Origin of the sequence: Pseudoalteromonas xiamenensis, assembly GCF_017638925.1 — a bacterium.
GTDB lineage: Bacteria > Pseudomonadota > Gammaproteobacteria > Enterobacterales > Alteromonadaceae > Pseudoalteromonas > Pseudoalteromonas xiamenensis.
Window position 1 is genome coordinate 2,287,501 of sequence record NZ_CP072133.1, and the last position, 14,402, is coordinate 2,301,902.

Here is a 14,402-nt window from a genome sequence, read left to right on the forward strand (position 1 = left end):
GTTAAACTGTCTTTGACGATGCAAACCATTTTGGGTTGTATGGTTAAGTGACTAAGCGTACACGGTGGATGCCTTGGCAGTTGGAGGCGATGAAGGACGTACTAACTTGCGATAAGCCGAGTCAAGCCAGTAAGAGGCGCTTGAGGCTCGGATTTCCGAATGGGGAAACCCACCTATTTATAGGTATCCTATGGTGAATACATAGCCATAGGAGGCGAACCGGGAGAACTGAAACATCTAAGTACCCCGAGGAAAAGAAATCAACCGAGATTCCGTTAGTAGTGGCGAGCGAACGCGGACCAGCCCTTAAGCTGTGTTGTAGTTAGTGGAATATTCTGGAAAGTGTAACGATACAGGGTGATAGTCCCGTACACAAAAACTTATACACAGTGAAATCGAGTAGGACGGGGCACGTGAAACCTTGTCTGAATATGGGGGGACCATCCTCCAAGGCTAAATACTCCCAACTGACCGATAGTGAACCAGTACCGTGAGGGAAAGGCGAAAAGAACCCCTGTAAGGGGAGTGAAATAGAACCTGAAACCGTGTACGTACAAGCAGTAGGAGCACCTTCGTGGTGTGACTGCGTACCTTTTGTATAATGGGTCAGCGACTTATATTCTGTAGCGAGGTTAACCGAATAGGGTAGCCGTAGCGAAAGCGAGTCTTAACTGGGCGCTTAGTTGCAGGGTATAGACCCGAAACCCGGTGATCTATCCATGAGCAGGTTGAAGGTCAGGTAACACTGACTGGAGGACCGAACCCACTCCCGTTGAAAAGGTAGGGGATGACTTGTGGATTGGAGTGAAAGGCTAATCAAACCGGGAGATAGCTGGTTCTCCCCGAAATCTATTTAGGTAGAGCCTCGGACGAATACTACTGGGGGTAGAGCACTGTTAAGGCTAGGGGGTCATCCCGACTTACCAACCCTTTGCAAACTCCGAATACCAGTAAGTAATATCCGGGAGACACACGGCGGGTGCTAACGTCCGTCGTGAAGAGGGAAACAACCCAGACCGCCAGCTAAGGTCCCAAAGTGTATGTTAAGTGGGAAACGATGTGGGAAGGCTAAAACAGCTAGGAGGTTGGCTTAGAAGCAGCCACCCTTTAAAGAAAGCGTAATAGCTCACTAGTCGAGTCGGCCTGCGCGGAAGATGTAACGGGGCTAAACATACCACCGAAGCTGCGGCTGCAGATTTTATCTGCGGGGTAGGGGAGCGTTCTGTAAGCCGTTGAAGGTGTACCGGGAGGTATGCTGGAGGTATCAGAAGTGCGAATGCTGACATAAGTAACGATAATGCGGGTGAAAAACCCGCACGCCGGAAGACCAAGGGTTCCTATCCCATGTTAATCAGGGTAGGGTGAGTCGACCCCTAAGGCGAGGCTGAAGAGCGTAGTCGATGGGAAACGGGTTAATATTCCCGTACTTGATATGAATGCGATGGGGGGACGGAGCAGGCTAGGCAAGCATGGCGTTGGTTGTCCATGTGAAAGTATGTAGGCTGGAGACTTAGGTAAATCCGGGTTTCCTTAAGGCTGAGATACGAGACGAGCACCTACGGGTGTGAAGTTGTTGATGCCCTACTTCCAGGAAAAGCCTCTAAGCTTCAGTTCATATCGAATCGTACCCGAAACCGACACAGGTGGTCAGGTAGAGAATACTAAGGCGCTTGAGAGAACTCGGGTGAAGGAACTAGGCAAAATGGTACCGTAACTTCGGGAGAAGGTACGCTCTTGTCTGTTAAGCCCTTGCGGTGTAAGCAGACGGGAGTCGCAGAGAATAGGTAGCTGGAACTGTTTATTAAAAACACAGCACTGTGCAAAATCGTAAGATGACGTATACGGTGTGACGCCTGCCCGGTGCCGGAAGGTTAATTGATGGGGTTAGTCTTCGGACGAAGCTCTTGATCGAAGCCCCGGTAAACGGCGGCCGTAACTATAACGGTCCTAAGGTAGCGAAATTCCTTGTCGGGTAAGTTCCGACCTGCACGAATGGCGTAATCATGGCTACGCTGTCTCCACCCGAGACTCAGTGAAATTGAAATCGCAGTGAAGATGCTGTGTACCCGCGGCTAGACGGAAAGACCCCGTGAACCTTTACTATAGCTTGGCACTGAACATTGAACCTACATGTGTAGGATAGGTGGGAGGCTTTGAAGCAAGAACGCTAGTTCTTGTGGAGCCGTCCTTGAAATACCACCCTTGTATGTTTGATGTTCTAACGTTGGCCCCTAATCGGGGTTACGGACAGTGCCTGGTGGGTAGTTTGACTGGGGCGGTCTCCTCCCAAAGAGTAACGGAGGAGCACGAAGGTTTGCTAAGAGCGGTCGGACATCGCTCGGTTAGTGTAATGGTAGAAGCAAGCTTAACTGCGAGACAGACACGTCGAGCAGGTACGAAAGTAGGTCATAGTGATCCGGTGGTTCTGAATGGAAGGGCCATCGCTCAACGGATAAAAGGTACTCCGGGGATAACAGGCTGATACCGCCCAAGAGTTCATATCGACGGCGGTGTTTGGCACCTCGATGTCGGCTCATCACATCCTGGGGCTGAAGTCGGTCCCAAGGGTATGGCTGTTCGCCATTTAAAGTGGTACGCGAGCTGGGTTTAGAACGTCGTGAGACAGTTCGGTCCCTATCTGCCGTGGGCGTTTGAGAATTGAGAGGGGCTGCTCCTAGTACGAGAGGACCGGAGTGGACGAACCGCTGGTGTTCGGGTTGTCATGCCAATGGCATTGCCCGGTAGCTACGTTCGGAATCGATAACCGCTGAAAGCATCTAAGCGGGAAGCGAGCCTCGAGATGAGTTCTCACTTGGAGTTTAACTCCACTAAAGGGCCGTTGGAGACTACAACGTTGATAGGCAGGGTGTGGAAGCGCTGTGAGGCGTGAAGCTAACCTGTACTAATTACCCGTGAGGCTTAACCATACAACGCCAAAGTGGTTTAAGTTGTTAGAAGTTAAGTATTGACTAAAGTAGACAACGACGAAGTAAAAGACATTAATATCAGAATTCCAGATTTAGTTTACTTGCGGTAGCGAGTAGACGACCAGCTTATGCTTGGTGACAATAGCGTTGTGGACCCACCTGACCCCATGCCGAACTCAGAAGTGAAACGCAACAGCGCCGATGATAGTGTGGCAGCTGCCATGTGAAAGTAGGACATCGCCAGGCTCTTAATTAAATAAGAAGGCCTCTTCGAAAGAAGAGGCCTTCTTATTTATTACGTGTTTAGAGATGTCCTACGTGAAAGTAGGGTGACGAGGAACCGAAGATTGATCATCTTCGCAGTCCGAGGAACGCAAGCGAAGCGCAGACGGACTAGGCGTCCCCGACCATCGCCAGGCTGGGCGCCCCCGACTAGGCGCCCCCGACTCTATTTAAAGAAAGCCCGATCCGAAAGAGTCGGGCTTTTTTGCTTTATGCGCTCAGAAACATATCCCAAACCCAAATTAATATTGGAATACCTCCTTGTGGCATTTCACCTCGATCATTCCTGATCTCGCCTATGTACAGCACTATAGAGCTCCACTTCGAACGTATTTTGCCTCAGTAAAGCGACGCACACTAGCGTAGCGCAGCCGGCTCAGGATTTCCTGACTCAAATTGTAGTTATTTACTTATCAGAATATTAGAAAACAAATTTATAGGTATGATTTCGAGTGGCAAACATAGAACACTACCGAGTCTATTTGCGGTCACTGGCGTTGCTTATTGGAATAATAGCATTCGATGGAGATGTATCTTCGCGAACGGTTTCATTAAGATGTATGAAAAGCACATAGCGATTGAGGCAAGAGGATAAAGAATGGAGCGAAAATAAAAATGCCCCAATTAGGATGTAGAAAAAGCGATCCTCTCAGGGCATTGTGGAGTAAGTAAGTTAGTCTATTTCGTAAAACGGATTACTAGATAGGTCGATTTCTCTTATAAAAAACGCTTCAGGCACTGGTAAACCTGTATCTTTAATAAGTAAATGCCTTATTCTGCTTTCAGTAATATAAACTTTATCATCCACCACGGTAAGATTTAGTGGGGACTCTATATGTTCGACAAGTGTGTGAACGGCGTATGGTGCATCACCATTAAAATCAATCAGATTAAGCTTACCATTTCCACTATTTGCACCACCTTCAAGAACTAAGATTTTATTGTCGCTAATCGCGTAGATGCCATCGGGATTTTCTAAACTGCGCTGGAGTGGAATACGACTAACAGAGCGGTCGTTTCCACTTACTCGTAGCAATTCGCCCGCACTGTATAGACCAACAATCAGGTCGCTATTTGCGAGCTGTACGATGCCTGCAGGCCCAAGTTCGCCAGGCGAAAACAAGCTACTGGTTGCATAAGGTTCAAGCTCTGACGTGGGTGAATCAATATGATGCACAAGGTCTGCGATGCTATCTGAAATAAATACGCCACCGTGACCATCCAAAGCGATGTCGTTACAGAATCCTTGATCTGGCATGGTCCAAATGCGCAGAACTTTGCGCTTTTTCACATCAATCGCTGCCACTCGATGTGCCCTGCGAGTGACGTTACCATCACTATCTGTTACACCAAGGAAGTCTGGTGAAGCAACCCAAAGCATGTTGGTGACCTCATCGAAACGTAAGCTAGTACCTGCAAAGACCTGCTCGGAAGCAGGAATTGCAACGCGTACTTTCTTGTTAGGCTTTATTTCAAGTATGTCGCCAGAGACAACAGATCCGACAAAAACACGGCCTTTTGGCGAATGTGTAATGCCATTAGGGTACTTATAGCCCTCGGGTAAGACGATACGTTCAGTTTGAGTTTCTTCATCAAACCATGGAGTGCTCGAGGCTTGAGCAGATACCGACCCGAAGAAAAGTGAAGCGAGAATCGCCATTAATGGCGATTTTCGAGTTCTTAAAGGTTGATTGGTTCGCACCGTTAACCCCTTTGACCCGCAATGGCATATCCACCATCGGTAAAGATAGCTTGGCCAGTGATGTTTCGAGCTCTGTCTGACAACAGGTAGGCGGCAAGTTCAGCAATTTCTTCAGAAGAGGCTAGTTTCCCCAATGGATGAGACTTTGCAAACGTGCTTAGCACTTGTTCATCATGTTGAAATGCTTCGCGCGTCATTTCAGTATCAACGCCACCAGGATTAATGTTATTGATGCGAATGCCATATTGAGCAAGTTCGAGTGCCGCAGGACGGATAATGCCATCCATGCCCGCTTTGCTTGCAGAATAGGCAGTAGAACCAATTAGGCCACCGTTAGAGAGCCATGAAGAGGTGTTAACGATAGCGCCGCCATGAGATTCGCATTGCAGTGGCTTGCTCTTTAATAGATAGCCACACCGCTTTTAGGTTTGTGCCGATTGTGTGATCCCAATCCGCTTCACTTTGGTCGAAAATAGGGGCGAAATTCCCGATTGTTCCCGCATTATTAAAGGCGAAATCAAGGCGTCCTAACAACGTTTGTGCTTCATCCGTCATGCGTTTGATGTCATCACTCTTAGCAATGTCTGCGACAATGTAATGTGCTTTACCACCGGCTTCTTTGATTTCAGAAACGAGGCTCTCAAGTAATTCGGCACGGCGGCCAATCACGACAACTTCCGCACCTTCTTTTGCAAACAACGTTGCTGCAGCACGACCAATGCCAGATGTTGCGCCTACGATCATGCCTTTTTTATCTTTTAATAAACTCATTTTTCGTGTCCTTCGGTTTGTTACATAAAGTCAATTCACTACAACTAAGCGTGTAGTTTTTCCCAGTGATATTTGTCAGCTTCTTGTTCTAACAGGGGGTTGCCAATAATGGCCGTTGCGGTTCCTACAGCGTGAAGCATTGGGGCATCGCTGATGTCATCGCCATACGCAAAACACTGTTCTGCTGGCACATTCTTTTCAGCAAGAAAAGCGCGAACTGCGACTGCTTTGCCTTCACCGATCGTTTGTGGGGCGTCGATTTCACCTGTGAGTACGCCATTAACTTCTTCAATTTTGGTGGCTAAGCAGCCATCCGCATCTAGCTCTTCCATAAAAGGCGCTAGTAATTCAGGAAAGGACCCCGACACGAAGATGACTCCAGTGCCGTTATTTTTATGCTCTTGTAAGCGTTTCACTGTGTTTCCGAGCAATAGAGACGCAATACCTTCGCGTTGGCGGTCTGCCCATTGTTGCGCTAATCGGTAAAAGAGAGAGGCCTCAATACCTTTAAATAGTTGGTAATAGACTTTGTTCGCCAGATTCCTATCTTGGTTCTGTTTTGCCAAAGCAAGAAAGTTTTCTTTTGCTTGGGGATTTATCGTCACTGTGGGCGTTGCTTCTTTTTCGATAAATTCTAAGAAAGAAAACATGCTTTTTATTTTTATGAGCGTGTTGTCTACGTCAAAAAAAGCGTAGCTTTTATAATCGTGTTCCATCTGCATTCCTTGGTTAAAAATAATAAGCAACTTCAAGTTGAGCGTAACTCTCTGTACTTAAAAACAGGAGTTTGTCGTCGTCGGAGAAAAGATCATCGGCGGGTTTTGAGCCGCTATAACTGCGCATTTCGAACGCAATTTTAATGTCGTTGCCAAGTCGAGTACTGGCTTCAATCGAGACGGACTTTTCACCAGAAGCGGGGTCCCATAATAGGCCTAATAAAGCTTCAGATGATTGGGGGTCGTTGGCCGATAAGCGCCAGCCTGCAAACCAGTCATGTTCAAAAGAGGATGGCCCATTTGTTCCTCTATCATCAAATGAGTATTCAACCAGCCAACCTAAGTCCGCTTGGCTTGCGAAAACGCCTACTTGGGTGTATTCAAATCCAAAAGTACTGGCTGTAAATCGTTGATTCTGCTGTTGTGCACTAATGAGTTCGACTTTCCAAAGCCAATCACCTTGGACATATTGAGAGACAAAGCCGGTTTGCTCCAACAAGGGGTAATGAGGCGCGTACTTAATACCGTCAATGTCAGGTCGTTCTTCTAATACCGGGGTTCTCGCCGTGCCAGAAAAATGTGACACAGCGAAATCCCAGCTCTCGATAGTGCGACTATAACGTACGGCTAAATCGATACGATCTTTGTTATTGCTGGCTTCATAAGTTGTTGCCTGTTTATCAATCGGGTAAAGGGTTCTAAATCGTCCATCTTCACCAGGAAAGCGGCGCTCACGAAAGCCAACGAGGGCATAGAGATCTAACGTACCCCAATCTTGCATCCATGCCCATTGGATCATAGGTTGTCCGAGTTTGGCTTCGCCATCGGGATTTTCGACGAGGTCAGTCTGGTTGATGACATCAACTAAGTGTTGTGATTCGGTCACACCCCAGAAAACTCGGCTGATCCCAATTCGAAGGTCCGATTCTTCATTGATGTGAAGCCAAGACAGTTCTCGGATGTCGACGTGACTGCGCTGTGCATCTTCGTTGTCAGCACGCATAAATGCTTTACCCGAAAAGATGTCCGTGCCCTGACTCGTTTCATAGGTAAATTCCGGCTCCGCATACAGTGAAACCGTAGCGTCGCTGTTTGTGCCCAAACCCGCATGCTCAAACCCACGTAACTCGACACCCGATTCCATTTTCCAATTCAGGTTGCCAGCAAGGCATGCCGAAGAGCTAACAATAAGCAGGCTATTGATGAGATGTTTTAACATCATAGTACTTCCATCGACTAGTTTAGTTAGGCGCTTTCACGCATGGCTGACGATTCGTTTGTTCTTAAACGAAGTGACTTTTGAATGAAGGTGTCGAAGACATGTTCAAAGTTTGCATTCTTTGTACGTGAGGCAATAATGCCATCGGGCCGACAGACATACGCGCCAGGTTCATTCATACCGAATGCGTTATGGATGTAGCGGGATTTGTCAAAGACGAGACTCAACATCAGGGATGCTTTGCATTGGGGCATCTGCTATCAAAATGATGCGGAAAAAGTTTTGGTAATTCTTTGCAACCGTAACAAGCTTTTTCAATTCAACAGCAAGTGCTTCTTTTTTCATGTGTGCTGAAAAAACCAAGAAAGTGAATTTACCGTTGGGCTGAATTTTAAGTGGATCACCCGCAACATCGATGGGCGGAACAACTCTGAGTAACGGATCACCAAGCTGGATAGAGCAGTTATAGTACTCCTGTTCTTGCTCTGTGTAGTTGTGGCGATAATGATTGAATATTTGGCTCATATTCGCAGCCAATTGTTTGCCAAAATTTGATTTCATTAACCAAGGCAAAACTAAATTGGTAATGGATTTACTCATGGCTGAGCGGTTGCTACGGAGCATTTGCATTGCTTTATCAGTGCCAAAAACAGTCACTTCACCTGCATGACGGCGCTCCACTTCGTAGTCATCCATCAGTGCAAAGGTTGCCTGTTCTTTAATCACTAAATTGAGTCGCCAAACGAGGTTATAGGCATCTAACACACCTGTATTCAGACCTTGTCCGCCTCCGGGGCTATGAACATGTGCGGCGTCGCCTGCTAAGAAAACGCGATGTTTAGCATAGTGTCTAGCCAAGCGTTTGTGCACTCGAAAACGCGTCACTTGTTCGGGGTCTGTGTAAGAGATGTTTGCAAGGGCACCCATTTCTTTCAATGCGGTGTCAAAGAGTGTCAAATCCACCTCATCGACGTCTTTCATTGAACTCGTATCTGGCCCGGTAACTCGTGTTTTGCCATCCGGCATAGGAACAACTGCGAAACAACTGTTTTTAGAAATGACGACGTTCGCTTCGTCACTTGGGAAATCTCGAGATAGGTATGACTCAGCAAGAAGCCAACTTTCTTCGTATTCCGAGCCATCAAATGGGATGTTGCACAGGTCTCTTACCTTACTGCGAAAACCATCCGTACCAACGACAAAAGCGTATGCTTGGGTTTGTAAAAAACCATCCGGTAGGCGAATTTGCGCCGTCACAAACAAGTCACTTTGCACGATGTCAACGAGTTCTGTCTGGCGTTCTACGAATACGCCCAGTTCATTTAAGCGGGCTTCTAAAATACTTTCAGTATCACTTTGTGGAATGCTCAGCATGAAAGGATAGCTTGTTGGCAATTCTCTAAAGGAAACACCAGTTACGCGGCGGCCTTCAACATAAAAACCGATACCATTGATAATGCGCCCTTTCGTCATGATGTTTTTAATGACGCCAATGTCTTCGAAAACTTCTAATGTACGAGCGTGTAAACCTAGTGCACGGCTAAAGTATTCTTTACTGGGAATACGGTTATTCTTGTCGATAATCCGGCAAGGAATACCATTGAGTGTGAGTAGAATGCCTGTTGTTAGGCCTATCGGGCCTGCGCCCACAATCAGCACTTGAGCTTCTGATTCTGTATTCATTCTCGAAAGTCCTTTTAATCTTTCTTCGTGTTAAAGCATGAGCATCAAGCGATGCCCATGCATACAGTGCGTGCTTATCTCAGACGAGTGAGGGCACGAGTACTAAAGTTAGTCACTGGAATACCTGCACTGAGCGCATAATCCTTTAGCTCAATTTCGGTACGTGTTTTCTTTTGATGATTAACCATCACTAGCTTGTCGGCGCGCCAGAATTTGTTGTTATAGAGTTTGTAATCCACAAATTCTTGGGTTTTTAGCAGCGATCCTTTACGGTCGTAATAGTCGATTTTTTGGCTGATGTAGTGTTCAGCGTCGACCCAGACAACTTGCTTCGAATAGCCTGAAGTTTCACTTACTGGGTATCGTTCGATTTGTAACATCGCGCGCTCACCAAGTGTGTCTTCACCAATGTATTTATAGGTGTACTTTTCAACTTCCTGAGAGGTAATGTCTTCATAAGCAAAATCACTCCCCATGAAAGGCCCAGACTTGTTGTCAGAGGCAATACGTTTAACGCGATTTAAAGCTGGTAAGAACAACCATTGATCGTCACTTCCTTCTTTGTAAGTGAAAGAAAGAAATGCTGTGCCACTGACGTCTGCTGGCTGGTCAAAAATAACTAACGTCTTGTCGCCATTGTTTTCAACTTCAAGCGCCTTGTTTCGCATGTAACGAATGCTTTTGTCGCCTGTGCTGCTGAACATTGTCATTTCAACGTTTACTTCTTGGTCTTTCCAACCGGTGTCGCGATGTTCCATTTCAGTTGCAATTTGCAATCCGCGATCACCCTGATTATCCATCGCATAAAGCGAGCTTGAACACACTGCAAGTGCTGATGCGATAAGTAGAGGTTTAAAAGTCAGTTTCATTTTTTACTCCTTGCACGAATGCTTAGTTATACGTTGCCTGTGCTTAGCGAAGGCATATCTTGCTGCGCCGCGCTTGTTTGCGGCTGAGTTGAGCGGTCAACGAGTAGCAAGATTGCTGGCAACAGTAGGAAATCGATAGCAAGAGCCGCAAGTACGGTAATTGCTGATAAGATGCCTAATGTACTGTTAATGAGGAATGGTGATGTCGCTAGGACGATAAAACCAGCCATCAAGGTTACGGATGTGAACACAAGAGCGACACCTACACTACTAAATGCGTAACCCAGAGCGTTTTCAGCGTTATAACCAAGGTCACGTCTGGCGTGTACGTATTTCGATAGGAAGTGAACACAGTCATCAACAATAATACCGAGAGTGGCTGACGCGACGATGGAAATGGCCATACCTGCTTCTTGGTATAAGATGGTCCAAATTCCGAAAGCAATAATGGCAGGGAAGATGTTCGCGACCATACTGATCAAGCCATATTTTAAGCTGCGAAGTGAGATAAACATAAACGCAGTGACTAGGATGAACGATAGGATAGTACCTGTGATCATGCCTTCAATGTTCGCTTTAGACATGTGAGAGAACACCACCGTTGCACCTGAGCCAATGACGGGTTCGTAGCTTTTAGCATTCGCTTGCCACCACGCTTCGCCACGTTCAGCCGCTTTTCGCAACTCGACGGTTGATACGTCACGCATCGTTACAACCATCTTGGTCTCAGATTTTTCAATGTTGATTTGGTTTGTTAAATCCAATCCGTACGGCAAAGACATTTCGTACAGAAGGAGATACTGAGCCGCTTCCGTGGTCGATTTTGGCAACTTGTATTCGTTTGCATCGTCACTATGTAGGCTGCGGTTTAAACGCTTCATTACGTCTGTGTACACGTTAACGTTGTAGACATCGCTTTGTTCACGATAAAAGTTGGCAAAATCGTCCACTTTTTTCATGAATTCAGGGTTGGCAACACCATTCGTCGCACCCGATTTAATATTGAATTCGATGGTGTACAAACCAGTCAGATTGTCTGAGATGTAGTCAGATTCAACGCGGAAATTAATGTCGTTTGTGAAGTATTCTACAAACTTATCATCTAAGACCATTTTCGGGATGTAAGCAGCACACGTACCGATAAAGAGCAGTGATAACGTGATAATTGAAAACTTTCTTCTAATGACAAATTGATTAACGGACGAGAAGAATTTGCCTGTGATCGTTTGTGCTTTATTTTGCGGTTTTACTTTAATCGGCAGTAGCGTAAGCAGGGCAGGTAAAATCGTTACTGATAAAATAAACGCGACAACTACACCAATGGCCGTAATGTTACCTAAATCATGGTATGGCGGCGCATCACTAAAGTTTAGAGATAAGAAGCCCACAACGGTGGTCAAGCTAGTCACTAGTACGGCAACGAATTGTTTTTTAATACTTTCAATGACAGCAAACTTGCGTTCAAGGCCATTGCGCATTTCGGACACCATACCCATGATAATGTGTACAGAATCAGCAACGGCAAGCGTCATGATGATCGTCGCAGCGATTGAGGACGGGGCTGTGATTGGAATACCGATGTAACCTACTAAACCCATCGCAGCCATTTTTGAAAGCTGGACGATGGCAAGCGTTGCTAACAGCATCCAAATCGAACGGAACAAGACCAGCAGTAATACCACCATAATGCCATTCATAATCGGCGTTAGGTTTTGTAAGTCTGATGCGCCAACTTCACCAAATGTTGCATTCAATACAGTCACACCCGTTAGGCGAATGTCGACAGGGTACTTTGCTTCGATGTCTTTAATGAGATCACGTGCTGCACCAACGATTTGGAACGTTTCCATCGGCGACTCTCCAGGCAACTGGATGATGATGTTAATGCCGGCGTTTTTTCCATCTGGAGAAACAATCCGATTCAACAATAATGGTTCATGTAAAGAGACGCGTTTTATTTTGTCAATTTGCTGTGTTGAAAGCGCTTCAGGGTGACGTACCAAATCTTCAACGACTAAGCCTTCATCATTCGCTTCAATATGTTGAAAGTTGGACAATGAGTCCACACGGGTAACAAAAGGCAGTTTCCATGCTTTGCTGGTGGCTTCAGTTATCGCACCCAATACCTCTTTAGAAAAGATATCTTGATTATCTTTAGGCGTAATTGCGAAAAAAACGTTGTCGTTTTTACTGTAGGTTGCCTCTAATTCGTCCATCGCGACGATTTGAGGAGTAGTTTCACCAAAGAAGTATTTATAGTCTGTATTGACTCCAATTTTATTTTGGCCTTGACCAATTAGAAAACAAGCTATCGCGACGAGTAAAATAACGATTATTCTATGCTTCACAATGTTGCTAGTATATCTATATAAACTTGATTTTGACTTTTCATTTTTCATATTAAAAATGCCGGTTTATATTAAATTAAAATAATGTTGTTGTAGTCTGTTAATTTTAAGAACGAAAAAATTTATAAGCAATGAACATAAATGAAACAGCGGTTCTAAAAATGAATTGCATTAAGTCAAATAATGCCCGTGCCGAGATTTTAATTCGTAGAACCGAGTATCAGCTAACAGACCTCCAACAGTAAGGTGCTACAACTGAACCCGGCTCCAGAGCCGAGCATCAAGATTTTTTGTCCAGATTTCAGGTTGTTAGACTTCATTAAAGTGGCAAGCCCAAGAAATTGATCTGCTGCACCAGCATGTCCAATGGTCTTTCCTACGTGCCATAAGTTTTGCGTTGCAAGGTCAGAAAACAGGGGTTCATAGAGGCCATTGAGAATGCTTTTCCCCACATTTGGAAACACAATCCAATCCGCAACAGATTCTGAAAGCGCTGTTTCGTTAATAAGACGCTGTTTCATGCCACTCAGTGCAACACGCATGTTGTTGATGAATCCTTCTTTTCCGTAATGGCTCATATATGCTTTTTTTGCCTCCCGCGTGTTGTATTGGGACGCAACACTTTCTATAGATTCTGGTTCTGGTCGTTGGAAGCGATGCATACTTTCGAGATTTGAAACGGATTGTTGTTGAAAATGGAGTATTTTGAGTGGACTCGGTTGCTTGGAAAGTAGCACTGAGGCTGCCGCATCCCCGTAAACTACAGCATAGTCAGAACGCCAACGGTCAAAGCCGGAATTGGCAAATCGGTCTGCGCAAACAACAAGCGCGGATTGGCTGGTACTGGCAAGCAAATGATCCATTGCCAGTTTTGTGCTGAGCATCATGCTATTGCAGCCATGATTTACAGATACGGCCATGGCATGATTTAAGTCGAGTTTGTCTTGTAAATAAGCCGCAGGTTGCCACAAGTGCTTATGGCCCTGCCGATGAATAAAGCTGTAGGTTAGAAAATCAATGTCATCGCGTGAACTTGCGCCCTGCTTCAGTGTGTCTTGAACACTCTTTAACGCCATTTCAATTGGCCATAATTCCTCTTCAACAGCAATAGATTCGTATTCATCGCGTCTCGCTTCGTCTTCATCGTAGAGTTCGTTTGCGACAGCGTCTTTGACAAGAATGCGTTTATTGGGAAGATAAGAATGACAGGCCTGAATGTAGATATCAGTCATTTGGTATACCCATGTATGATAAAAAGCCCTATCTTCAATTGGAAAATAGGGCTTTAAGGAGGGGTTATTTTTTAAAGTACTCGAGGCTCTTTTAGCGTGTTCCAATAATGGAACAGTTTCGGTGTGTCCGTTTCATTGAGCGGGGCAATATTGGATTGCCATTTCAATAATACGTATGCGTAGAAGTCGGCAATCGTCAATTTGTCACCAACCAAGTACTGTGAGCCTGTAAGTAAAAACTCCCAAGATTGGAGGTTGCTCTTAAGTACCTGTAATGCTTTCTCGCCTACCGCGGGATAATGGGCTTCAACGCTGGTGTAGAATTCTGGTCGAAACTTTAATAAATAGCCTTGATATACAACCGTACTCATAAATCCTACCAGTTCATCAACTTTGGTTTGGATGTACTCAGACTCGCCTAATAATTCAGGGCCATGACGTCTAGCTAAGAGACGTAAGATCGTTGCCGTTTCAGTAATGGCAATATCTTGGCTTTCTACAAGTGTCGGAACTGTAGCTCTTGGGTTTACCGCTTCAAGTGCTGGGCGGAATTCCGAACGAGGTCTCACCTCAAGTTCAATATTTAAGTATTTCGCTAAAGCTAATACGGAATCGGAGCCTGAGCCGTTAATTGTATACAAAATCATTTCACA

At 45.6% G+C, this 14,402-nt stretch carries 11 protein-coding genes and 2 rRNA genes; 2 read left to right on the top strand and 11 right to left on the bottom strand.

Annotation, left to right across the window (positions count from 1 at the left end; all coding sequences use genetic code 11):
* Nucleotides 1–41: 41 nt before the first annotated feature.
* Both J5O05_RS11070 and rrf read left to right on the top strand, forming a co-directional pair.
* Nucleotides 42–2,927 (top strand): 23S ribosomal RNA (locus tag J5O05_RS11070).
* A gap of 131 nt (nt 2,928–3,058) precedes the next feature.
* Nucleotides 3,059–3,173, top strand: a 5S ribosomal RNA gene (gene rrf / locus J5O05_RS11075).
* Between the two features lie 709 nt (nt 3,174–3,882).
* Here rrf and J5O05_RS11080 read toward each other — a convergent pair.
* The 11 genes from J5O05_RS11080 to J5O05_RS11130 all read right to left on the bottom strand — a co-directional run bounded on the left by J5O05_RS11080 (nt 3,883) and on the right by J5O05_RS11130 (nt 14,396).
* Entirely contained in the window at nt 3,883–4,911 is a 1,029-nt protein-coding gene (locus tag J5O05_RS11080; protein WP_208842101.1) for an NHL repeat-containing protein, read from the bottom strand.
* A 2-nt stretch (nt 4,912–4,913) separates the two neighbouring features.
* On the bottom strand, nt 4,914–5,300 hold the full coding sequence (locus J5O05_RS22465; RefSeq protein ID WP_208844517.1) for an SDR family NAD(P)-dependent oxidoreductase: 387 nt from the start codon (nt 5,298–5,300) through the stop codon (nt 4,914–4,916).
* Nucleotides 5,266–5,682 (bottom strand): SDR family NAD(P)-dependent oxidoreductase, encoded by a 417-nt coding sequence (locus tag J5O05_RS22470; RefSeq protein ID WP_208842102.1) that lies wholly within the window; start codon nt 5,680–5,682, stop codon nt 5,266–5,268. Before J5O05_RS22470 ends, J5O05_RS22465 begins: the two co-directional genes overlap by 35 nt.
* 44 nt (nt 5,683–5,726) lie before the next feature.
* Nucleotides 5,727–6,398, bottom strand: coding sequence for an HAD family hydrolase (locus J5O05_RS11095; RefSeq protein ID WP_208842103.1), 672 nt, complete (start codon nt 6,396–6,398; stop codon nt 5,727–5,729).
* Nucleotides 6,399–6,411: 13 nt separating this feature from the next.
* On the bottom strand, nt 6,412–7,620 hold the full coding sequence (locus tag J5O05_RS11100) for a hypothetical protein (RefSeq protein ID WP_208842104.1): 1,209 nt from the start codon (nt 7,618–7,620) through the stop codon (nt 6,412–6,414).
* Nucleotides 7,621–7,643: 23 nt separating this feature from the next.
* Nucleotides 7,644–7,847, bottom strand: coding sequence for a hypothetical protein (locus J5O05_RS11105; RefSeq protein ID WP_208842105.1), 204 nt, complete (start codon nt 7,845–7,847; stop codon nt 7,644–7,646).
* Complete coding sequence (locus tag J5O05_RS11110) at nt 7,828–9,300, bottom strand: FAD-dependent monooxygenase (protein WP_208842106.1); 1,473 nt, start codon at nt 9,298–9,300, stop codon at nt 7,828–7,830. Before J5O05_RS11110 ends, J5O05_RS11105 begins: the two co-directional genes overlap by 20 nt.
* Nucleotides 9,301–9,374: 74 nt before the next feature.
* A complete protein-coding gene (locus tag J5O05_RS11115) occupies nt 9,375–10,169 on the bottom strand; it encodes an outer membrane lipoprotein-sorting protein (protein ID WP_208842107.1) in 795 nt (264 codons plus the stop codon).
* Nucleotides 10,170–10,195: 26 nt separating this feature from the next.
* Nucleotides 10,196–12,517: an efflux RND transporter permease subunit gene (locus tag J5O05_RS11120; RefSeq protein WP_244369576.1), complete on the bottom strand. Its 2,322-nt coding sequence runs from the start codon at nt 12,515–12,517 to the stop codon at nt 10,196–10,198.
* Nucleotides 12,518–12,741: 224 nt separating this feature from the next.
* Nucleotides 12,742–13,749 (bottom strand): ketoacyl-ACP synthase III family protein, encoded by a 1,008-nt coding sequence (locus J5O05_RS11125; protein ID WP_208842109.1) that lies wholly within the window; start codon nt 13,747–13,749, stop codon nt 12,742–12,744.
* 71 nt (nt 13,750–13,820) lie between these two features.
* Nucleotides 13,821–14,396, bottom strand: a complete 576-nt coding sequence (locus tag J5O05_RS11130; protein WP_208842110.1) for a glutathione S-transferase family protein — start codon at nt 14,394–14,396, stop codon at nt 13,821–13,823.
* Nucleotides 14,397–14,402 lie beyond the last annotated feature (6 nt).

What these genes read in the sequence shown, in the direction of transcription:
- J5O05_RS22470 (WP_208842102.1), bottom strand. Translation starts at nt 5,682, where the DNA reads ATGAGTTTATTAAAAGATAAAAAAGGCATGATCGTAGGCGCAACATCT.
- J5O05_RS11095 (WP_208842103.1), bottom strand. Translation starts at nt 6,398, where the DNA reads ATGGAACACGATTATAAAAGCTACGCTTTTTTTGACGTAGACAACACG.
- J5O05_RS11100 (WP_208842104.1), bottom strand. Translation starts at nt 7,620, where the DNA reads ATGATGTTAAAACATCTCATCAATAGCCTGCTTATTGTTAGCTCTTCG.
- J5O05_RS11105 (WP_208842105.1), bottom strand. Translation starts at nt 7,847, where the DNA reads ATGTTGAGTCTCGTCTTTGACAAATCCCGCTACATCCATAACGCATTC.
- J5O05_RS11110 (WP_208842106.1), bottom strand. Translation starts at nt 9,300, where the DNA reads ATGAATACAGAATCAGAAGCTCAAGTGCTGATTGTGGGCGCAGGCCCG.
- J5O05_RS11115 (WP_208842107.1), bottom strand. Translation starts at nt 10,169, where the DNA reads ATGAAACTGACTTTTAAACCTCTACTTATCGCATCAGCACTTGCAGTG.
- J5O05_RS11125 (WP_208842109.1), bottom strand. Translation starts at nt 13,749, where the DNA reads ATGACTGATATCTACATTCAGGCCTGTCATTCTTATCTTCCCAATAAA.
- J5O05_RS11130 (WP_208842110.1), bottom strand. Translation starts at nt 14,396, where the DNA reads ATGATTTTGTATACAATTAACGGCTCAGGCTCCGATTCCGTATTAGCT.